This window comes from Streptomyces sp. R33 (genome assembly GCF_041200175.1).
Lineage (GTDB): Bacteria > Actinomycetota > Actinomycetes > Streptomycetales > Streptomycetaceae > Streptomyces > Streptomyces katrae_B.
The window spans coordinates 1,816,980-1,836,388 of the sequence record NZ_CP165727.1 but is presented as its reverse complement, the minus strand read 5'-3'; the positions used below and the strand labels follow the sequence as shown (position 1 = coordinate 1,836,388).

At 72.2% G+C, this 19,409-nt stretch carries 19 protein-coding genes and 1 tRNA gene; 12 read left to right on the top strand and 8 right to left on the bottom strand.

The window, feature by feature from the left end:
- Nucleotides 1-45: 45 nt before the first annotated feature.
- Nucleotides 46-582, bottom strand: a complete 537-nt coding sequence (locus AB5J51_RS08795; protein WP_369777377.1) for a DUF309 domain-containing protein — start codon at nucleotides 580-582, stop codon at nucleotides 46-48.
- Nucleotides 583-690: 108 nt separating this feature from the next.
- On the opposite strand from AB5J51_RS08795, the gene AB5J51_RS08790 reads away from it, so the two are divergent.
- Nucleotides 691-767, top strand: a tRNA-Pro gene (locus AB5J51_RS08790).
- 440 nt (nucleotides 768-1,207) lie between these two features.
- Here the strand turns inward: AB5J51_RS08790 and AB5J51_RS08785 are convergent.
- Nucleotides 1,208-1,822, bottom strand: coding sequence for a hypothetical protein (locus AB5J51_RS08785; RefSeq protein ID WP_234382783.1), 615 nt, complete (start codon nucleotides 1,820-1,822; stop codon nucleotides 1,208-1,210).
- Between the two features lie 85 nt (nucleotides 1,823-1,907).
- Between AB5J51_RS08785 and AB5J51_RS08780 the strand changes: the two genes are divergently transcribed.
- The 7 genes from AB5J51_RS08780 (at nucleotide 1,908) to AB5J51_RS08750 (ending at nucleotide 9,492) form a co-directional block, all read left to right on the top strand.
- A complete protein-coding gene (locus AB5J51_RS08780; protein ID WP_276611455.1) occupies nucleotides 1,908-2,039 on the top strand; it encodes a hypothetical protein in 132 nt (43 codons plus the stop codon).
- 4 nt (nucleotides 2,040-2,043) lie between these two features.
- Nucleotides 2,044-4,701: a TIR domain-containing protein gene (locus AB5J51_RS08775; RefSeq protein WP_369777376.1), complete on the top strand. Its 2,658-nt coding sequence runs from the start codon at nucleotides 2,044-2,046 to the stop codon at nucleotides 4,699-4,701.
- 380 nt (nucleotides 4,702-5,081) lie between these two features.
- Nucleotides 5,082-6,755: a sensor histidine kinase gene (locus AB5J51_RS08770; RefSeq protein ID WP_369777375.1), complete on the top strand. Its 1,674-nt coding sequence runs from the start codon at nucleotides 5,082-5,084 to the stop codon at nucleotides 6,753-6,755.
- Nucleotides 6,752-7,159 carry a roadblock/LC7 domain-containing protein gene (locus tag AB5J51_RS08765; protein WP_053790034.1) on the top strand — a complete coding sequence of 136 codons (408 nt, stop codon included), beginning with the start codon at nucleotides 6,752-6,754 and terminating at the stop codon, nucleotides 7,157-7,159. The genes AB5J51_RS08770 and AB5J51_RS08765 overlap by 4 nt, the downstream gene beginning before the upstream one ends.
- Entirely contained in the window at nucleotides 7,156-7,515 is a 360-nt protein-coding gene (locus AB5J51_RS08760) for a DUF742 domain-containing protein (RefSeq protein WP_030297640.1), read from the top strand. Before AB5J51_RS08765 ends, AB5J51_RS08760 begins: the two co-directional genes overlap by 4 nt.
- On the top strand, nucleotides 7,496-8,116 hold the full coding sequence (locus AB5J51_RS08755; RefSeq protein ID WP_030297642.1) for an ATP/GTP-binding protein: 621 nt from the start codon (nucleotides 7,496-7,498) through the stop codon (nucleotides 8,114-8,116). Before AB5J51_RS08760 ends, AB5J51_RS08755 begins: the two co-directional genes overlap by 20 nt.
- Complete coding sequence (locus AB5J51_RS08750) at nucleotides 8,113-9,492, top strand: cytochrome P450 (protein WP_053790035.1); 1,380 nt, start codon at nucleotides 8,113-8,115, stop codon at nucleotides 9,490-9,492. The genes AB5J51_RS08755 and AB5J51_RS08750 overlap by 4 nt, the downstream gene beginning before the upstream one ends.
- Nucleotides 9,493-9,494: 2 nt before the next feature.
- Here AB5J51_RS08750 and AB5J51_RS08745 read toward each other — a convergent pair whose 3' ends face one another.
- The 3 genes from AB5J51_RS08745 to AB5J51_RS08735 all read right to left on the bottom strand — a co-directional run bounded on the left by AB5J51_RS08745 (nucleotide 9,495) and on the right by AB5J51_RS08735 (nucleotide 12,294).
- Nucleotides 9,495-10,613: a hypothetical protein gene (locus AB5J51_RS08745; RefSeq protein ID WP_053790036.1), complete on the bottom strand. Its 1,119-nt coding sequence runs from the start codon at nucleotides 10,611-10,613 to the stop codon at nucleotides 9,495-9,497.
- 2 nt (nucleotides 10,614-10,615) lie between these two features.
- The gene (locus AB5J51_RS08740; protein ID WP_369777374.1) at nucleotides 10,616-11,527 is read right to left on the bottom strand and encodes a cyclopropane-fatty-acyl-phospholipid synthase family protein; all 912 of its coding nucleotides are present in this window, start codon (nucleotides 11,525-11,527) and stop codon (nucleotides 10,616-10,618) included.
- A 179-nt stretch (nucleotides 11,528-11,706) separates the two neighbouring features.
- Complete coding sequence (locus AB5J51_RS08735) at nucleotides 11,707-12,294, bottom strand: hydrolase (protein ID WP_369777373.1); 588 nt, start codon at nucleotides 12,292-12,294, stop codon at nucleotides 11,707-11,709.
- Between the two features lie 130 nt (nucleotides 12,295-12,424).
- Here AB5J51_RS08735 and AB5J51_RS08730 point away from each other — a divergent pair, with 130 nt between their 5' ends.
- Nucleotides 12,425-12,982 carry a DUF6434 domain-containing protein gene (locus tag AB5J51_RS08730; RefSeq protein ID WP_369777372.1) on the top strand — a complete coding sequence of 186 codons (558 nt, stop codon included), beginning with the start codon at nucleotides 12,425-12,427 and terminating at the stop codon, nucleotides 12,980-12,982.
- Between the two features lie 41 nt (nucleotides 12,983-13,023).
- Here AB5J51_RS08730 and AB5J51_RS08725 read toward each other — a convergent pair whose 3' ends face one another.
- On the bottom strand, nucleotides 13,024-14,160 hold the full coding sequence (locus tag AB5J51_RS08725) for an MFS transporter (protein ID WP_053790052.1): 1,137 nt from the start codon (nucleotides 14,158-14,160) through the stop codon (nucleotides 13,024-13,026).
- A 141-nt stretch (nucleotides 14,161-14,301) separates the two neighbouring features.
- On the opposite strand from AB5J51_RS08725, the gene AB5J51_RS08720 reads away from it, so the two are divergent.
- Nucleotides 14,302-15,054, top strand: a complete 753-nt coding sequence (locus AB5J51_RS08720; RefSeq protein ID WP_133896316.1) for a helix-turn-helix transcriptional regulator — start codon at nucleotides 14,302-14,304, stop codon at nucleotides 15,052-15,054.
- Between the two features lie 117 nt (nucleotides 15,055-15,171).
- The gene (locus AB5J51_RS08715; protein ID WP_206310731.1) at nucleotides 15,172-16,227 is read left to right on the top strand and encodes an enoyl-CoA hydratase/isomerase family protein; all 1,056 of its coding nucleotides are present in this window, start codon (nucleotides 15,172-15,174) and stop codon (nucleotides 16,225-16,227) included.
- 34 nt (nucleotides 16,228-16,261) lie between these two features.
- Here the strand turns inward: AB5J51_RS08715 and AB5J51_RS08710 are convergent, their stop codons facing one another.
- A complete protein-coding gene (locus AB5J51_RS08710; protein WP_369777371.1) occupies nucleotides 16,262-17,185 on the bottom strand; it encodes an SDR family oxidoreductase in 924 nt (307 codons plus the stop codon).
- Between the two features lie 146 nt (nucleotides 17,186-17,331).
- Here AB5J51_RS08710 and AB5J51_RS08705 point away from each other — a divergent pair, with 146 nt between their 5' ends.
- Nucleotides 17,332-18,138, top strand: coding sequence for a hypothetical protein (locus AB5J51_RS08705; protein WP_369777370.1), 807 nt, complete (start codon nucleotides 17,332-17,334; stop codon nucleotides 18,136-18,138).
- On the opposite strand, the gene AB5J51_RS08700 is transcribed toward AB5J51_RS08705, so the two are convergent.
- Nucleotides 18,125-19,399, bottom strand: coding sequence for an alkaline phosphatase family protein (locus AB5J51_RS08700; RefSeq protein WP_369777369.1), 1,275 nt, complete (start codon nucleotides 19,397-19,399; stop codon nucleotides 18,125-18,127). The two genes, AB5J51_RS08705 and AB5J51_RS08700, sit on opposite strands and share 14 nt — an antisense overlap.
- Between the last annotated feature and the right edge of the window lie 10 nt (nucleotides 19,400-19,409).

The window sequence follows — 19,409 nt, the reverse complement described above, 5'->3', positions numbered from 1 at the left end:
GGCCCCGGCCGCCCGCAGCGGCACCACCGGCGAGCCCGGCCGGGGTCAGACAGGGTCCGGGCCGTCCGGCGGCGCGGCGAGCCGCGGGGCCTCGGCCGCCGCATCGACGGCCGGCCCGGCCTCAACCCGCCCGGCCAACTCCCGGGCCCAGCGGACCAGCCCCGGCACGTCGATCCCGTAGGGCTCCCGCGCCCGGCCGACTCCGGCGCTCGACCCCGCCCCGTCCCCCGTGTCGGGCCCGGCCAGGGCAGTGGCCCCGCGGCGCAACAGGCGGGCGCCGCCGACGGCGTTTCCGCGTGCGGCGTGCGTGAGGCCGACCGCCAGCTGCGCCAGAGCCCGCCACAGCGGTGCCTCGGCCGGCGGGCCGGACTTCCAGGCGTCCTCGAACACCTCGTGCGCATGGAACGGCATCCCGCCGTCCAGCAGCCGCTGCGCCTCGACCAGCGTCTCGGCGGGCGTCCGCACGACCCCCTCGGGCTGCCGCTCCACCCCCTGCGCCCCGTAGGGCAGCGGCCGCCCCAGCCCGTCCCGGGGCCGCGCGCTCCGCGCCCGCCCCTCACCGTCCCGATCCCGTCCGTTCACCGGGCCATCCTCCCTCCCGCCGGAAACCGGTGCATGCGCACCCCTCCACGTGGGGTAATGTTCTGCATGTGCCGCAGGGACGGGGGAAACCCCAGATCAACAGCACAACGGGACGTGGCGCAGCTTGGTAGCGCACTTGACTGGGGGTCAAGGGGTCGCAGGTTCAAATCCTGTCGTCCCGACCAGAGGTTCGCCTCGTGGTCGCATTTCGGAGCCCTGTCTCACTACGGTGAGGCAGGGCTCTTGCGCGTTCTCTGCGGCTGTCGTATCACCTTTCGTCACAGACCGGGAAGCGCTCAGCCAGGCTGACGGGGACGGCCTTGGGCGGGCTTGGGCGCTCGGCCCGCAGCGCCGACCGTCTCCACGTGCGGAGGTACTCCCCGGCCGGCCGGGGTGGCTTAGGGGGTGTCGTCAAAGTCCCTCCCCCAGCTACCGCTGGGAGGTGCCCCCAGGCCGGCGGGGTCTGGCACGCGCGCTCGCGGCGTTGTCGTCGGTCGACGACGCGAGCGTCGCCTCCTCCCCCTGCCTTCGGCGGGGGGACCCCCACCTCCGCCTTGCGATCACACGCACCAGACCCCGCCGGCCCCGCCCTCACGGGCGGACGACGCTACTTTGACGACACCCCCTAGGACGGTCCCGACGCGGTCCCGGTACCCGCCGGGGAATCGGCCTGGTGCGGCACCCGCACGGTGATCAGGTCGCCTGCCCCCGCCACCTCGTTCAACGCCTGGGCCAGCGACAGCAGCACCTTGCGCACGGACTCGATCTCCGCCCGCAGTTCGGCAGCCCGCCCCCACCGGCGCTCGTGCGCGACCGGATCGACATGGCTGCCACGCCCCGCCTCGTGCGCGGTGAGCAGCGGGTGCCACTTGCTGAGTAATGGCCTGATGGACAAGTTCAGGACATTCACCGCCAGCGCTCCGAAGGTCACCTTGCCAGGTGCCACGCGGGGTGCCACCGCCGGCCCGTACCGGCGCAGGATCTCTCGTGTCGTCGCGAAGACCGTGTACAGCGACGACAGCGCCTCCCGCAGCAGCCCTTCGTCTTCGCCGAGCTCAACGACGGAGATACGGGTGGCCAGTTCGACGTACAGCTCCCAGGCGGCCTGCCGTTCGAGGTCCACGGGTTCCCACACGCCGCTGATCTCGCCGACGAACGGGATGGTGAGCTTGACCGTGATCTCCTGCGGCGCGAACCCGCCACCACCGCGCCGCCGCCCCAACCTCTGTCGCAAACCCATCCCCGCAACCTTCCCGTGGCAAGAACTCCGCATGCCACTCTACGAGTTGCGAGGTCGAGTGCGGGGCGTCAGGGGGGGGACGATCTTGAAGTGCGATGCCTTCGTCTCCCACAGCCATCGGGCGGACGTTCCGCTGGCGGAGGCACTCCAGAAGGGACCGCACGGCATCCTCAAGGGCCTGGACATCACCGCGCCCTGCAGCCCCCACAAGGAATGAGTACATGCAACGCGACGCCTTCATCTCGTACAGCCACAAGGCCGACGTCCCCCTGGCCGCTTCCGTCCACAAGGGACTGCACAAGATCGGCCGTCCCTGGCAGAGCCTGCGTGCGCTCAACGTCTTCCGGGACACCGACAGCCTGGGCGCGAGCACCGATCTCCCGGGTTCCATCCTGAAAGAGCTGGAGCGGTCCCGGTACTTCATCTACATCGCCTCTCCCGAGGCGGCGGCCTCGCGCTGGGTCCGCGAGGAGCTCGTCTTCTGGCGTGACCACCCCGAGGCCGAAGCCCGTGGCCGGTTCCTGATCGCGCTCAGTGACGGCGAGATCCATTGGGACGAGGCAGCCGGCGACTTCGACTGGGTTCGCACGACCGCCATTCCCGCCGAGGTATTGCGTGGCGTGTTTCGCACCGAGCCGCTGTGGGTGGACCTACGGAGGTTTCGCGCGAGCGAGCCGGCCGAACGTGCCTTGAAGCCGGGTGAGTTCCGCGGCAAGGTGGCCACCCTCGCGGCCGCGGTCCATGGCTGCACCAAGGACGAGCTGGAAAGCGAGGACCTGCGCCAGCAGCGCAGGAGGAACCGCACCAAGAACGCGGCGCTGGCCCTGCTGGCGGCCCTCGCCGTAGCCACCACGAGCGCCTTCTTCTACGCAACTGCGAAACGCGAAGAGGCCCTCGCCCGCGCCCGTACCTCCGCCTCCCAGGCCCTCTCGGCCCGTGCGGTGCAGATCGCTGACATCGACCCGCGCAAGTCCGCCCAGTACGCCCTCTACGCCGACCAGGTCAAGCCGACCAGCGAGTCCGCCCAGGCCCTGGCCCGGGCGGTGGAGGCCAACGCCAACGCGGCCCGGCACTTCCAAGGCGGCTCGGGCGTTGCCGCCGACTTCGTCGGGTCCGGCGGCAGCAGCAGCCCGACGCGGGTGGCGGTGAGCCGCGACGGCAGCACGTTCGCCTACTGCACAGGATGGGACGCCGACGCCCCGAAGGGTGAGCAGCAGCACATCCACCTCTTCGACATTCGCTCCGGCAAGGACCTGCCGGTGCTGCAGGCGAAGGGCTTACCACTCGGTGGCGGTGTCTTCGAACTCAGCGCCGACGGCGGGCTGCTCTTCATGGAGCGCTCGTTCAACGTGATCGACGTGTGGGACGTACGACGGGGGAAGCTGCTCCGCGAGATCGTCGCGAGCAAGGGCGAGGACCTCGCAGGCGCCTTCATGCACCTGAAGGCCTTCGCGCTGTCCCGTGACGGGAGCCGGATGGCCGCGGCCTTCCACGAGCCGAACGTCGACGCTCTGCGCATGGCGGTCTGGGACACGGCATCCGGCGCCGAGCTCAGCCGTTCCGACGCCGGCTCGGATGCCGTCACGCTCTCCTTCGACGACGCCGGCAAGCTGCACGCCTCCCCCAGGGCCGAGCCCCCGACGTCCGGTGCAGCCCTGATCACCGCCCCGACGCCCGACAACCGCCAGATCCTGATCGGCGCCGAGAACGCGACCGTCGCCGTCTACGACACCCAGCGCCGCAAGCAGCGCACCCTCGGTTCGTTCGGCTTCCAGGTGCAGAGCCTCTCCGCTTCCGGAGACGGCATGTGGGTTGCCGCCGGATCCGACGACGGCGCGGTGTCCCTCTTCCGCGGGAGCGCCCCGACCGTCCGAACGCTCCCCAATGACGACGGACTCAGGCCCGCCGAGCTGTCCGATGACGGCCGGGTCGGCTTCCGCAAGAACGCACAGGGCGGTACTGATATTTGGCTGCTCACCGATCCGAATACCGGCCCGATCAAGGCCGGCAGCCTCCTCCACGGGGCCGAGGCCTTCACGGCTTCTCGTGACGGCCGCCGCGTCGTGTTCGCGGACAGCGCGGGCAGCCTCTCCGTCTGGGACGGCCCCACCAGCGGGAGCAAGGAGCGCACGCTCAGCGCCAAGGGCCCCTACCTCTACAACGGCAAGGGAACGCACACCATCGAGACGGTGGGCGACGACCAGCATGTCGTGGGCGTCTGGCCCCAGGGGGTCATGGTGGTCGACCTGCGCACCATGGAGGTCAGCCAGGTGCTGACGGACAAGAAGGGCATCGACCGGCTCGCGGTCAGCAAGGACGCCAGGGTGCTGGCAGCCACCGACGTCTTCGGCACGGCCACCGTGTGGCGCTGGACCGCAGACGGCAAGCTGCGGCACGTCCGCGAGACGAAGGTCACCGGCCAGAGGATCGACGATGTCGTGGTGAGCGACGACGGGTCGAAGGTGGCGGTGGTCGACAGCGACTCCCGCACCTCCGTCCTCGACGTGTCCGACGGCACTGTTGTCACCGCTTCCGTCGTGGCCCGAAACGCCCACACTCGCGCCGTGTTCAGCCCGGACTCCCGGCTCGTCATGCAGGCCTCCGACACCGACACGGAGAGCCGCCTGAACTTCTGGGACGCGGCGACCGGCGACACGCTCGGCTCCTGGCCGCTGGGCGGACCCGGTTTCGTGCGGATCTTCCCCGTCCCCGACGGCGGCCTGCTCACCCTCACCGCCGACGGCTCCCTCACCTGGCGCGGCATCGACATCACCACCTGGCGCCGCACCCTGTGCGCCCTGGTCCCGGACGAGCTCTCCGGGCCCGAGTACGAGCGCTACCTGAGCGACCTGGACGTCAGTGCCCCCTGCCGCCGCTAGGCACGATGCCCTGCGATGCCACTTACGTGAGGGAGGAGTTCGCGGGAGACCGTCGTCGCCCGGGTCGCGTCCTGGCCGCATGACGAGCGGGCGATGAGCCGCTTGGCCGGCGGTGGTGGGATTCGGCCGTTCCCTGGGTGGCGGGTCAGGGGCTTCGGGTGGGTGGTGGTGGGGGCGGACGCGTGCGCGGACTGGGGTGGCGGGGGCTGCTCGGGGCACGTGGGATTGGTGACGGGGCTGCGGGTTTCGGCCAGATCGGGGAGGGCCAACCCGCCTGCTGCGTCCGGATCATGACCTGCTGTCAAGAGCCGTGCACATAGACGCTAAGATTCCGGGCCGTTGTCATATGATCATTCGCTTTCGATCGTTTGAGGGTTCTGATGGTTCGCGTGGGATCGTCGCCCGGAAGTCCAGGGCCCACCTCACCCGTCGCATGGGCGCTGCCCGCCCTGCTGACCGCCGCTGCTGCGGCGATCGCCGTGGCGCAGGTGTCCGCACCTGCCCGCACCCCCGTCGCCTGGATCGGCGCCGTGGCCTTCGTGGCCGTTGCCCTGTCCTGCGGTGAGGCCGCCCGGCGCGGCAAGGCGGTGGCCGCGCTGCGGCTGACGGTCGCCGCGCACGAGGCGGCCCTGCACCGGCAGCAGGCCGAGACCGTGCGGCTGGCGCAGGAGCTGCTGCCCGATGTCGTGGAGCGGCTGCGCAAGGGGGAGTTCCCCGAGGAGGTGCTCGCCTCCCTGGAGGAGCCCGACATCCACGGGCCCGGCCTGACGCCGGAGTTCAGGGCGGCGCACCACGCCGTGCTGCGCTCGGTGCTCGACGCCGTCGTCGCCGAGGAGGACCTGCGCGACTCCGCGCAGCGGGCCTTCGTCAACATCGCCCGCCGCGTCCAGGCCATCGTGCACCAACAGGCCCAGGAACTGCGGGAGATGGAGGACCGGCACGGCCGCAGCCCGGAGGTGTTCGGCGACCTGCTGCGGCTCGACCACGGCACGGCCCTCATCGGCCGTCTCGCCGACTCCATCGCCGTACTCGGCGGTGCGCGGCCCGGCCGCCAGTGGAGCAAGGCCGTCCCGCTGTACAGCGTGCTGCGCGGTGCCATGTCGCGGATCATCGACTACCAGCGCGTCGAGCTCCACTCGGTCTCGCAGGTCGCCGTCGTCGGACCGGCCGTCGAGCCGCTCATCCACGCGCTCGCCGAGCTTCTGGACAACGCCACCCGCTACTCGCCGCCGCAGACCAAGGTCCATCTGACCGCCGTGGACGTGAACTCGGGCATCGCCGTCGAGATCGAGGACGGCGGCGTGAGCATGAGCGAGGAGGCCCGCAAGCGGGCCGAGCGCATGCTCCGCCAGGCGCAGCAGGGCATCGACCTCACCGACCTCGGGGAGACCCCGCGCCTGGGCCTCGCCGTGGTCGGCCGGCTCTCGCAGGCGTACGACTTCCAGGTCTCGCTGCGCGCGTCGGCGTACGGCGGCGTACGGGCCGTGCTCGTCATCCCGCAACAGCTGATCACCACCGCGTCCGCCGCGACCGGCGTCGCCCACGGCATCGGCACCGCCTCGGGCCCCCGCGCCGCCCTCCCGCCGGCGCCGGCCGGCGCAGCCGTGACCGGGGCAGCGGTCGCAGACTCCGGAGTACCGGCTGCCCGCCCGGTCACCGGCCCCCGGATGCCGGCAGCCGCCGACGAGGTGCCCGCCGTGACCGAGCGGACCCCGAACGGCCTGCCGCAGCGCCGCCGCAAGACCCGCGCCGTGGCGCCGGAGCCGATCGCCACCGGGGACCGGATCACGGCAGCGGCCGAGGCGGCCGCGGACCGCGCCGGATACGGGTACGGAGCCGTGCCCGCGCCCGCGCCCGACCCCCAGCCCGAGGTACAGCCCGGGATGTGGCTCGCCGCCTTCCAGGGCGGCCTGTCGGGGGACAGCCAGACCGCCGCGAGCCAGACCACCGCGAGCCAGACCACCGCGAGCCAGACCACCGCGAGCCGGAGCGGCGCAGCAAGCCAGAACACAGACGCCTCGCCGGCCTCGGCGAGCAAGGGGGAACAGCCATGAGTCAGCAGCAGACCAATATGGACTGGATGCTCAAGGACCTGGCCGAGAGCGTTCCGCAGACCCGCCACGTCGTCGTCCTCTCCGCCGACGGCCTGCGCATGGCGCAGTACGGCGCGGAGACCGACACCGCCGACCGGCTCGCCGCAGCCTGCGCCGGACTGCAGAGCCTCGCCGGAGCCGTCGCCTCCGAACTCCCGGGCAGCAGCGGGCGGATGCGGCTCGTCGTCATCGAGATGGACGGCGGCTTCTTCTACCTGATGGCGGCCGGTGCCGGCGCCTTCCTCGCCGTGCTGGCCGACGAAGGCGTCGACGCGGGCCTGATGGGCCAGCGCATGCGCGACCTCGTCGCCCGGATCGGAGAACACCTGAGCAGCCCGCCGCGCCGCGACGGGCAGCCGGCGTGAGCAACCCCGGCGGGGACTGGGAGGACGGCACTCCCGAGCGGCTCTACGTGATCACCGGCGGCCGCAGTGGGGGGTTAGTCCCCACCCACGTCGACCTCGTCACGCTGATCATCGCCAAGTCGGGTCCCAGGCCCGGGATGCAGCCGGAGCACGCGGCGATCATGCGGCTGTGCCAGTCGCCGCTCTCGGTGGCCGAGATCTCCGCGTATCTCGGCCTGCCGGTGAGCGTGGTCACCGTACTCCTCGGTGACCTGCTCGCCGCCAAGCACGTGCTCTCCCGCCCACCCGTCGCACCCGCCAAACTCCCGGACCTGGCACTGATTGAGGCAGTCATCGATGGACTTCGAAAGCTCTGACCGGGCCACCGCGCCCCGGCGCGAGGACGCGCTGCCGGCCACGGCCGCCGCCGCAGTCAAGGTGGTGATCGTGGGCGGCTTCGGGGTCGGCAAGACGACCCTCGTCGGCTCGGTCAGCGAGATCCGGCCGCTCACCACCGAGGAGACGATGACCCAGGCCGGGGTCGGCGTCGACGACACGGCGGGGGTGGAACGCAAGACCTCCACCACCGTGGCCATGGACTTCGGCCGCATCAGCATCAACGAGGAGCTGGTGCTCTACCTCTTCGGCACGCCGGGCCAGGAGCGCTTCTGGTTCCTGTGGCGCGGCCTGTTCGAGGGCGCGCTCGGCGCGGTGGTCCTGGTCGACACCCGCAGGCTGGAGGTCAGCTTCGACGTGATCGGCCGGCTGGAAGAGCGCGGAGTACCGTTCGTGGTCGCCGTCAACTCCTTCCCCGACGCGCCCGAGCACCCCCTGGAGGAGCTGCGCGCCGCCCTCGACCTGCCCGCGTCTGTACCGCTCGTCTTCTGTGACGCCCGGCGGCGCGACTCCAGCCGCGACGTCCTGATGACGCTGATGCGCTACCTGCACTCCCTCGCCGCGACCCCGGAGGCACTGTGAGCACCACCCCCGTCCCCCAGCCGGGTGCGGCCGCCCCGCCGCCCGGCTGCCCGGCCCACCGGCTCTACGGGCCCGAGGCCGAGGCCGACCCCATGGGCCTGTACGAGAAGCTGCGCGCCGAGTACGGCGCGGTGGCGCCCGTCCTCGTCCAGGGCGACCTCCCGGCCTGGCTGGTGCTGGGCCACCGCGAGAACCTGGACGTGGCGCGCACCCCGTCCCGGTTCGCCCGCGACCCGCGCCACTGGCGGGACCAGCAGGAGGGAAACGTTCCGGCCGACCACCCCCTGACGCCGATGACCGCATGGCAGCCCGTGTGTCACTTCGTCGACGGCGTCGAGCACGAGCGGCTGCGCGGAGCGATCACCGAGTCCCTGGAGCGCTTCGACCGCCGCGGCGTCCGCCGGTACGTGAAGCGCTTCGCCGACCAGCTGATCGACGCCTTCGTCGAGTCCGGGAAGGGTGACCTGGTCGCCGCCTTCGCCGAGCCGTTGCCGATGCTGGTGATGACCCAGCTCGTCGGGGCGCCGGAGTCCTACGGCCCGCGTCTCGTCGAGGCGGCCCGCGACATGATCCAGGGCACCGAGACGGCCGTCGCGAGCTTCGAGTACATCTCGGTCACCCTCCGGGAACTCGTTGCACGCAAGCGGGAGGTGCCCGGCCGGGACTTCACCACCTGGTTGCTGGAGCACCCCACGGCGCTCGGCGACGAGGAGATCGTGGAGCACCTGCGGCTGGTGCTGATCGCGGCCTTCGAGACGACCGCCAACCTGATCGCGAACACCCTGCGCGTGGTGCTCACGGACCGCCGCTTCCGCGCGAACCTCTCCGGCGGGCACATGACGCTGCCGGACGCGCTGGAGCAGGTCCTGTGGGACGAGCCTCCGCTCATGACGGTCCTCGGACGCTGGGCCACCGGTGACACGGAGCTGGCCGGAACCCGGATCAAGGCCGGGGACATGCTGCTGCTCGGCCTGGGGGCGGGCAACGTCGACCCCGAGATCCGGCCCGACGCGACCGAGCCCGTTCACGGCAACCGCTCCCACCTGGCCTTCAGCAGCGGCCCGCACGAGTGTCCCGGGCAGGACATCGGCCGGGCCATCGCGGACACCGGCATCGACACCCTGCTGACCCGGCTGCCTGACCTGGAGCTGGCCGTCCCCGAGGACGAGCTCCAGTGGAAGTCCTCGCTCATGTCCCGCCACCTGGTGGCGCTGCCCGTACGGTTCACCCCGCGCGGCAGCACCGTCACCGGGTCCACGCCGGTACCCCGGCCGGCCGCCCAGCCGCCCCGGACGGCGCCGACGGCCGTCCCCGCCGCGGGGGAGCGGCCGGCGGGCCGGGCCTCCTGGTGGGCGCGCCTGCGCCGCCGCCGCTGACTTCAGCGCGACGAGTCGTCGAGCTGCTGCCACCACCAGGCGAGAGCCGGGATCGGCAGCGGCTCGGTGCTCGGGTCGCTGGGCGTGTCGCTCCAGGTGATGTCGAACGAGGCCCCCTCGACGGGAAGCGCGTTGCGGTTGCGCGGACTGGCGTATCGTGGCGCCCGGTTGTGGTACTCGGTGTCCCCCGACACCCAGTGCTCCACGGAGACGAGGTGGCGCGCGAGCTGCTCGTCGGCGTTGCGTGCCAGCTGCTCGCGCAGTCGGACGAACAGCGTCACGGACCGGTCCCGTAGCGCATACGCGGCGGGCAGCGCCTCGGCGGGCGTACAGCCGTGGTGCCGGGCCAGTACGTTGAGCAGGTTCTGCTCCAGCGGCTGGTGGTGGTCGTCCTTGTTGTACGAGAACACGTCGTTGTCGCAGGCGACGATGAACCCGGCGGCGTCGGTCAGAGCCTGGACGGGCGCGGAGTACAGCACGTCACCCGGTACGTGGATCCCGTTCGCCACATCGCACCAGGTCAGCAGGAACCGGGTCGCGCCGACCGATATGCGTGTCGATGCGAAGTCGTTGAGGCTCGGCATAATGCCTCGCTCATCGGTCGCCGTCTGCGCGGCGGCGCCGAAAATCCAGTCCCGCAGGCCCTCGGTGAGGCGGTGGAGCTGCTCCGAGGTGAGTATCGACCGGGTGCGTGCGACCAGGTCGTCCAGTGCGGCCGTGTGCGGTCCCGGCGCAAGGAGGCCGGAGCCGGGCACCTCGAGCGTACGGATCAGCCGGGCCCCGTGGTCGGCGACGGCCGCCGTACGAGCGGCACCGGTGTCCGAGTCCTGCCAGTCGTCGGCGGCGAAGGCCCAGTAGCTCCACTGGGCGAAGAGCAGCATCGTCTCCACGTCGCCGTAGGGGAGGATCCGGCTGACGAGGTCGGAGCTGCGCGTGGCCAGTCCCCAGGCGCGCTCGGTGGCGTCCGGGTAGAGGCCGAAAGCGTCGATCCAGGCGATGGAGCGCTCTTCGAGCTCGGCCGCCTTGGGGTGGATCAGGCCCCTCTCGAACGGCCAGTAGAACGGCGGCAGCTGCCAGCCGATGCGGGAGGGGCGGGTGTTCTCGCCGTACGCGGGTGCCATCGTCAGCTGCCCCCGCCGAGACGGAACAGCAGGAGCCGGGTCTCCAGCGCGTGGTCGCGCCAGATGCGGAACAGCTTGCCGTGTGTGATGGCGGACTCCCGGAGCCGCTCGCACGACCAGTGGGACGGGGTGCCGCAGCCTTCCGCACGGTCCAGTTCGGCGGTGTTCCAGGCCATGGACTGGACCCAGAACTCGGCGACGCGGTCGGTGACGTCCTCGTCCTGCTCCAGTTCAAAACCGGCCGCCTCGGCGGCGGCCAGGTACTCGGTGAGGGTGCCGAGGCGCGTCTTGTAGTAGCCGTCGATGAACTCGGTCCACTCGGGCCGGCAGATGAAGTGCTCCTGGATGCCGAACCAGCCGCCGGGCTTCAGCGACCGGGCCACGACCTGGAAGAGCCGCTCGCGGTCCATGTAGCCGGAGCTCTCGTTGGCGTACGCGGCGTCGTACTTCCGGTCGGCGGTGAACGCGTGCACGTCGGCCAGGAGGGGGGTGACGCGGTCGCCCACGCCCGCCTGGCGGGCGAAGTCCTCGATCACGGGTATGTGATCGGCCGCGACGGTGAGCCCTGTGACCGTCGCACCGTGCTCCTGGGCCCAGTAGAGCGACCCGCCGCCGACTCCGCAGCCGATGTCGAGGACGCTGCCGGGGGGTGTGGTGTACGCCCCCCAGCTGCGGGCGGCGTGCTCGACGATGGCCTCCTGGGACTCCACGATGCGGCGCTTGAGCACGCGTTGGGTGACCGTGGTGTTCGGCGTCGCCCCGGGGGCGAAGAGGCCCATGTGGAAATGGACCCTTGGTCCGGGGCCGTACTTGTGGAGGATTTCCACGGTCTTGCGGCTGTAGTAGAGCGGAACTTGGCTCTCGTCGAACTCCTGGCCACCAGCGGGGGTCTGGATGACAAGGTTGCGGTCCATCGGTTCTCCGGTCATGCGGTCGCGTGGGGGTGTCAATCGGCCGCCCCACTCTGCCCATAAGCGATCGATAAAAGTCCTCGTTCACTTGGGTGATGAGCATAACCACAGCTGAAACGGCACCAATTCAGGCCATTTGATGTCACGTCAGATCATGACCACGCGTGAATGGCCGGATATCGTCAGGCGTTCAGCGCGGCGATGATCTCCGCGGTCGTGCTGACCTTGCCGATGCGCGGGAAGATCTTGCCGAACGAATGGGCGTGGGACGCGGGGTCCGTGTCGGCCGTGGCGTCCTCGGCGAAGACCAGGGAATAGCTGTGCTCCCAGGCCGTACGCGCGGTGGACTCGACGCCGACGCTGGTGGAGATGCCGGCCAGGACGATCCGGTGGATGCCGCGGCGGCGCAGCTGGAGGTCGAGCTCGGTCCCGGTGAAGGCGCCCCAGTGGCGCTTGGTCACGACGACGTCGCCGAGGGCGGCGAGCTCGGCCGGGATCTCCGAGAAGGCGGCGGGCGGCGCGGTGGCCGGGCCCGGGCGGTCGACGTCGGTGGTGGGCAGGTCGCCGCCATCGGGCGACCAGGCGACCCTGACCAGCACCACCGGGAGCTTCCGGGCGCGGAACGCTTCGGCGAGAGTGATGCCGTTCGCGAGGATCTCGGCGGCGGGCCGGGTGGTGGGCAGCGCCAGGATGCCCTGCTGGAGGTCGATCAGGACCAGGGCGGTGCCGTCGTCGAGGGTCGGGCGGGTGCGGTCGGCTGTGGCGGTCACGGGATCTCCTCGGGTGGATCCGGGCGTCACGGGTCAGGCCCATGAAACCCGGGTCGCACCTTCCCGGCCGCCTGGTCCGTGCCGACCGGCGTGGCGGCGGCCGGGCGGTCCCCGCCCCTAAAATGGGAACATGAGTACGAATGCCGGGGAGTCCCGGCCCTCCCTGACCCCGGCGCTGACCGGGGCGGAGCTGACGCGCTGGTACTGGACGCTGGCCGAACTGTCCTCGCTCGCGCGAGAGATGGGCCTTTCCGCTGGGGGTGGAAAGGTCGCGCTGACGGCCCGGCTGGCCGCGGCGCTCGACGGGCTCCGGCCGCCGGAACCGGTCCGGGCCCGGCGCCGCAGCACAGGGCGGCAGCTCACGGCCCCCGTCGACGGGGACACCGTGATCCCGGAGGGCCAGCGGTGCAGCCAGGTGCTCCGGGAGTACTTCGTCCGGGAGATCGGGCCCGGATTCCATTTCGACGCCTTCATGCGGGACTACGTCGCCCGGCACGCGGGACACACCCTCGCCGAGGCCGTCGCCCACTGGCACGGCACCCGGGCCCGGGCGGCCGAACCCCAGGAGGTCGCCGCCCAGTTCGAGTTCAACCGCTTCCTGCGCGACTGGCACGCCCGCCACCCGGAGGGCACCCGGCCGCAGGCCCTGGCCGCCTGGCAGGCCCACCGCGCCCTCCCGAAGGGCTGACCCCGGGCGGCCGGGCCGCCCTTCAGGGGCCCGGCCGCCCTTCAGGCGCCCGGCGCGGGTTCCGGCAGCCGCCGGGCCAGGGCCCAGGCCAGCAGCGGGAGAACGGCCAGGGGGAGCAGGGCCGTCCGTACGGAGGTGGCGTCCGCGAGGGCGCCGATGAAGGGGCTCGCCACGCCGCCCACGCTGACCGTCAGGCCGAGGGTGACCCCGCTCGCCGTGCCCATGCGGGCCGGCAGGTAGTCCTGGCCCAGTGTGACCTGGAGCGAGAACGGCACGTACAGGGCGGCGGCCGCCAGTGCCGCGCAGACGTACACCAGGGGCAGCGGCAGGAAGAGCACGCCCGCGACGGCGGGGGCGGCCGCCGCGTACGCCCGGCGGACGGTGGTGACCCGCCCCCAGCGGGAGGCCAGCCGGCCGCCGAGCAGGGTGCCGCCAGCGCTGCCGGCGAAGAGGGCGAACAGGGCCACCGCCCCCGCGGTTTCACCACCGCCGCGCTCGCGTACGTACAAGGCGATGAACGTGCTCAGCCCGATGAACGCGACGGACCGGACGACCACCACGAGGGAGAGCCGCAGGAAGGCCCGGCGGTCCTCGGGCCCGGCCGACGCGTGCGCGCCTCCCGCCGCCTGCGATGCCTCCGGTCCGGCCGTACGGTCCGGCGCCGGCCGGGGGAGGTTCAGTACGACTCCGAGCGCCGCGGGGACGGCCAGTAGCCACCAGCCCGCCGGGCCGGGCACCGACAGGGCCCCCACGACGAGCAGCGGCGCACACGCGAAGCCGATGTTGCCGCCGAGCGCGAACCAGCTCATCGCCGCGTGCCCGGGGCCGCCCGCGCTCGTGCGGACCAGCCGGGCGGCCGCCGGGTGGTACGCGGCCACACCCAGCCCGGACAGGGCGACCGCGGCGACGGTGGCCGGATAGCCGGCGTCCGCGCCGACCAGGGCGATGCCCAGCCCGGCGGCGGCGGTGCTCAGCGGGATCAGCCACGGCATCGGGCGGCGGTCGGTCAGCGCCCCGAACAGCGGCTGGACCACGGAGGACAGCAGCGAGGCGGCCAGCACGACGCCGGAGGCGGCGGCGTAGCCGTACGCGCGCTCCGAGACCAGGAAGGGGACCAGGGCCGCGACGGCGCCCTGGTAGACGTCCACGCAGGAATGCCCGGCCGCGTGGGCGGCGATGCGGCGCCGCCGTGCCGGAGCGGTCCCGGCGGCGGTTCGTCCGGTGGTTGCGGTGAGCTGCCCTGCAGCGCTTTTCGATGGGTTCACCGGTCGAGAATCTCCGGTGTCGGGGGCGGCCCGCTTCCGATAAATTGCCGGGTGATGCAGAAAATCCGCCACACTCCCCGGGCCGCGACCAGCATCCGCGAGCTCGACACGGGCGTCGGGATCGACCCGCACCGGCACGACGACCACCAGATCGCCTACGCCGGTTCCGGCGTGCTGTCCATCACCACCGACGCCGGTACGTGGGTGGCGCCCACGACCCGCGCGCTGTGGATCCCGGCCGGGACGGTGCACGAGCACCGTGCGTACGGGCGGACCGACCTGCACTCCGTCGGGCTGCCGACCCACCTCAACCCGCTGTCCCTCGACACCCCCGCCGTGATCGCCGTCGGACCGCTGCTGCGGGAGCTGATCCTGGCCTACACGCGGGCCCCCGAGGACGGCAGCCCCCAGCGCCGCCGGATGCTCGGGGTGCTGCTCGACCAGCTGCGGGCCTCGCCGCTGCAGCCGCTGCACCTGCCCGCGCCCGCCGATCCCCGGCTGGCGGCGGTGTGCGCCCTGCTGCACGCCGATCCGGCGGACTCCCGCGGCCTGGCCGCGCTGAGCGCCGCGGCGGGCGCCGGGGCGGGCGAGCGGACGCTGAGCCGGCTGTTCCGCGCCGAGCTGGGCATGACCTTCCCGCAGTGGCGCACCCAGCTGCGGCTGCACCGGGCGCTGCGGCTGCTGGCCGTCGGCACCCCGGTCACCGCGGTCGCGCACCGCTGCGGCTGGTCCTCCGCGAGCGCCTTCATCGACGTCTTCCGGCGGGCCTTCGGCCACACGCCGGGAGCGCACCCGCGCGGGCTGTGAGCGCGGGGTGTACTACGCGCGCCCGTACCGGAGCCGTACGACGCCGAAGCCTTCGAGGGAGACCGAACTCATCAGAATGATCTTCCGCATGCCCGCCCACGCTCCATACTGGCCGGTGTGAAGACCGAAGAAGCCGTCGATGACACGGTCCTGCTCGCCACCGATGGCCGGACGGGGCTGATCACACTCAACCGTCCCAGGGCCCTCAACGCCCTCACCCACCCCATGGTGCTGCGGATCGACGAGGCCCTGCGCGCCTGGGAGCAGGACCCCGGCGTCGACCAGGTCCTGATCCGCGGCGCCGGCGAACGCGGCCTGTGCGCCGGCGGGGACATCCGGGCCATACACGACGACGCCAAGGCCGGAACCACCGCTTCCGCAGACTTCTGGCGCGACGAGTACCGGCTCAACGCCCGGATCGCCCGCTACCCCAAGCCGTACGTCGCCCTCATGGACGGCATCGTGATGGGCGGCGGCGTCGGCGTCTCGGCCCACGGCAGCGTCCGCGTCGTCACCGAGCGCTCCCGCGTCGCCATGCCCGAGACGGGCATCGGCTTCGTCCCGGACGTCGGCGGCACCTACCTGCTCGGCCGCGCCCCCGGCCTGCTCGGCACCCACCTCGCGCTCACCGGAACGGCCGTGGGCGCCGCCGACGCGCTGCTGTGCGGACTCGCCGACCACTTCGTGCCCGCCGGCCGGCTCCCGGAACTGACTGGGGCCCTCTCCGGAGCGCCCGCGGGCGAGGTGCTGGCGCAGTACTCCGGGACCCCCGCCCCCGGGGAACTGGCCGACCGGCGCGACTGGATCGACCGCTGCTACGCGGCGGACACCGTCGAGGAGATCGTCGAACGGCTGCTGGCCGAGGGCGATCCGGCCGCCAAGGAGGCCGCCGAGACGCTCCTGGCCAAGTCCCCGACCTCCCTCAAGGTCACCCTCGCCGCGGTCCGCCGGGCCCGCGCCCTGGGCCCGCTGGAGCAGGTGCTGGTCCAGGAGTACCGGGTGTCCTGCAACGCCCTGCGCGCGCCCGACCTGGTGGAGGGCATCCGGGCCCAGGTCGTCGACAAGGACCGCAACCCCCGGTGGTCCCCGTCCGCGCTCGCCGATGTCTCCGACGCCGACGTGGAGCGGTTCTTCGCCCCGCTCGGCGCCGCCCGCGAACTCCGGCTGCCCTGAAGGCCGTCGGAGCGGGCCTGACCGGCCGGCGCGCTCAGCGGTATCCGGTCACGTCCGCCGGGAGGCCCGGGTCCTGGACCTCGACCAGATACCGCCAGGCGTCCGGCCGGCTCCCGTCGAGGTCCGTGAACCCGTAGACCCGGGCCAGCTGCCCGCTGGAGAGCGACTGCCCGTTCCAGCGGGAGACCTCCGGGTCCGCGGCCAGCGCCGCGACCGCCCGCCCGACGTACGACGGGGTCTCGGAGATGGCGAAGTGCGGGACCTTGGCCAGCGCGTCCCGCCAATTCGCTTCGCTCACGCCGAAGTTGTCCAGCATCATCTCCGAGCGCAGCCAGCCCGGCGTCAGTGCCACCGCCGTCGCGCCACGCGTCCCCAGCTCGTGCCCGAGGGCGAACGCCATCCGCAGGACGGCCGACTTGGCGAGGTCGTAGAAGAACGAGACGCGGTAGTTCGCCGCGTTGTACCCGGCCGTGCCGTCCGTCATCTCCACCACCAGCCCGCCCGGCGTGCGCAGCATCAGAGGCAGCGCGAAATGGCTGGTGACGGCGTGGGTCTCCACCGCGAGCCGCAGGATGCGCAGCCCGTTGTCCAGGTCGTGCTCCCACACCGTGCTGTCCCACTCGAAGAGCCGCTCGCCGCCCCAGATGTCGTTCACCAGCACGTCCAGGCGCCCCTGCTCGGCGTCGATCCGCCCGACCAGCGCCTCCACCTGCGCCGGCACCAGGTGGTCCGCGACCACGGCGATGCCCTGCCCGCCCGCCGCCGTGACCAGCTCCGCCGTCTCCTCGACGGTCTCCGGCCGGTCGTACTCCGAACGGCTGCCGCGCGTACTGCGCCCCGTCACGTACACCGTCGCGCCCTGCGCGCCCAGCTGGACCGCGGTGCCCCGGCCCGCGCCCCGCGTCGCCCCGGCCACCAGGGCGACCTTGCCTTCGAGAGTCCGCCGTGCCTCCGCCATGGGCCGACCCTACGCCGCGACGGCCCGCCGGGCACGGAAGCGCGGACGCGTGCCGCTGGCCGGATCGGCGGCCTTTCGGGCACCTCGTCCGGCGGGATACGACTGAGCCGCCGAGCCACGTCCTGGACCAGGGAGACGTCCGACCGATGACCACAGCAGACATGACCAGCTTCGACGACGTCTACGTGCTCCCGGACCCCCGCGGTTACTTCACCGCTCTCGGGCCGTACGGATACCAGACACCCGCCCACGCCCAGCCGGTGTTCCGCGCCCTGGCCGGCGAACTGGAGGCCGGACGGCGGACGATGCTCGACCTGTGCTGCTCGTACGGGATCAACGCGGCCCTCGTGAACCACGACGTGACCCTGCCGGCGCTGTACGCGCACTACACCTCGCCCGAGGCGGCAGGCCTGACCACCGCCGAACTCATCAGCCGAGACCGCGACTTCTACGCCGCCCGACGCCGTCCCGAGACCGTGCGGGCCATCGGCATCGACGTCTCGCGCCCCGCCGTGGACTACGCGGTGGCCGCCGGCCTGCTCGACGAGGGGTACTGCGTGAACCTGGAGAGCGCGGAGCCGGGGGACCGGCTGCGGCGCTCCGCGCCCGGCGTCGGCCTGATCACCATCACCGGAGGCACCAGCTTCCTCACCGAGCGCACGTTCGCCCGGCTGCTCACCGCCGTCGGCCGGCCGGTGCCGGTGGCCGCCTTCGTCCTGCGCACCCACGACTACCGGGCGATCGCCGCCTGCCTGGAGTCCTACGGGCTCACCGTGGAGCGCGCCGAGCGCACGAACCCCCAGCGGCGCTTCACGGATCCCGGAGAGCAGCAGCGTGCGGTCGCCGCCGTCACGGCACTGGGCGAGGACCCGGCCGGGAAGGAGTCGGCGGGCAGCTTCCACACCCGCTTGCACCTCGCCCGGCCGGTGTCCGCGCCGGTCAGAACCAGGTGAGGGTCAGCGCGAACGTGGTGCTCGCGCTCGCCCCGGCCGAGTCGGTGGCGGTGGCCGTCACCTGCACGGTGCCGCTCGCCCACGGCTTGCCGCTGATGCGGCCGGTGTCCGCGTCGATGGTCAGTCCCCACGGCAGACCGGTGGCGGAGTACCGGATCGGCGGCCTGCCGCCGCTCGCGGTGAGCCGGATGGTGCAGGACTGGTTGAACTTGCAGCTTTGCGGGCCGGGGTCGGCGAGCTGCAGGGCGCCGGCCGTCGGAGTGGGCGTCGGGGTCGGGGTCGGAGTGGGCGTGGGCGTCGGTGTGGGCGTCGGTGTGGGCGTGGGTGTGGGGTCCGTGGAACCGGCGAACACCTCGCTGATCGGCTGCACGTTCGCCGCGTTCCCCGCGTGCGTCGCCGTACCGAACAGGTCCTCGAAGGTGCGCAGCAGATGGTGGTGGCTGTAGGCGGTGGCGTACTTGCCGGCCTTGACGTTCGCCCCGGAGAACACGGTCGCGATCTGGTTGGAGCCGAGGTAGTTGTCCTCGTCCCACGTCAGCACCAGCAGGCTGTTGTTGGCCTTCGCCCACTGGGCGTAGGCGTCGATGTTGTTCTTCGTCCAGGTGTCTCCCGTGTTGACCGAGCACGAGTGCATGTCGTTGCACTGGTTCGGGACGACGAACGACAGGTTGGGCAGCGCCGCGAAGTTGTTCTGCGGGAACTGCGCCCAGGTCTTGCCGGTGCCCAGCGGAACGTTCTTGAAGGCGAACCACGGATTGTGCTTCTGCGCGTACTGGCCGTTCGTGCAGGCCGTGGACCCCTCGGCCGGCAGGTCCTCGTTGTACGTCGCGAAGGTCTTCCCGGCCGCGATCAGCTCCTGGCCGAGGTTCGCGGCGGTCATCGACTGCGGGGTGTAGCAGCCGTCCCCGGTGATGCCCTGGGTGGCGCCGGAGAACAGGTTGAAGTAGTTCGGCTGGCTGGGGTGAGTCAGCGCCTTCATGCCGGTCAGACTCGCGCCGCCGTTCGCCAGCTGGTTGATGTACGGGGCGTTCGCGCTGCCGATGATCTCGCCGTACTGCTTGTTCTCGTAGACGACGACCACCACGTGGTCGTACGCCGGCAGCCCCGCGGCGGCGGTCGCCGGCCGGGTCGTCTGCGTACTGCCGTCCGCCGCCTGCGAGTTGGCCACGGTGAACGCGCCCAGCAGGCCGAGCGCGCCGAGTGCGGCCACGAGAGCGGACCTGCGGGTCCTTCGTCTCGCGACGGCCTTGGGTGAGGGCATGAGCGGTTCC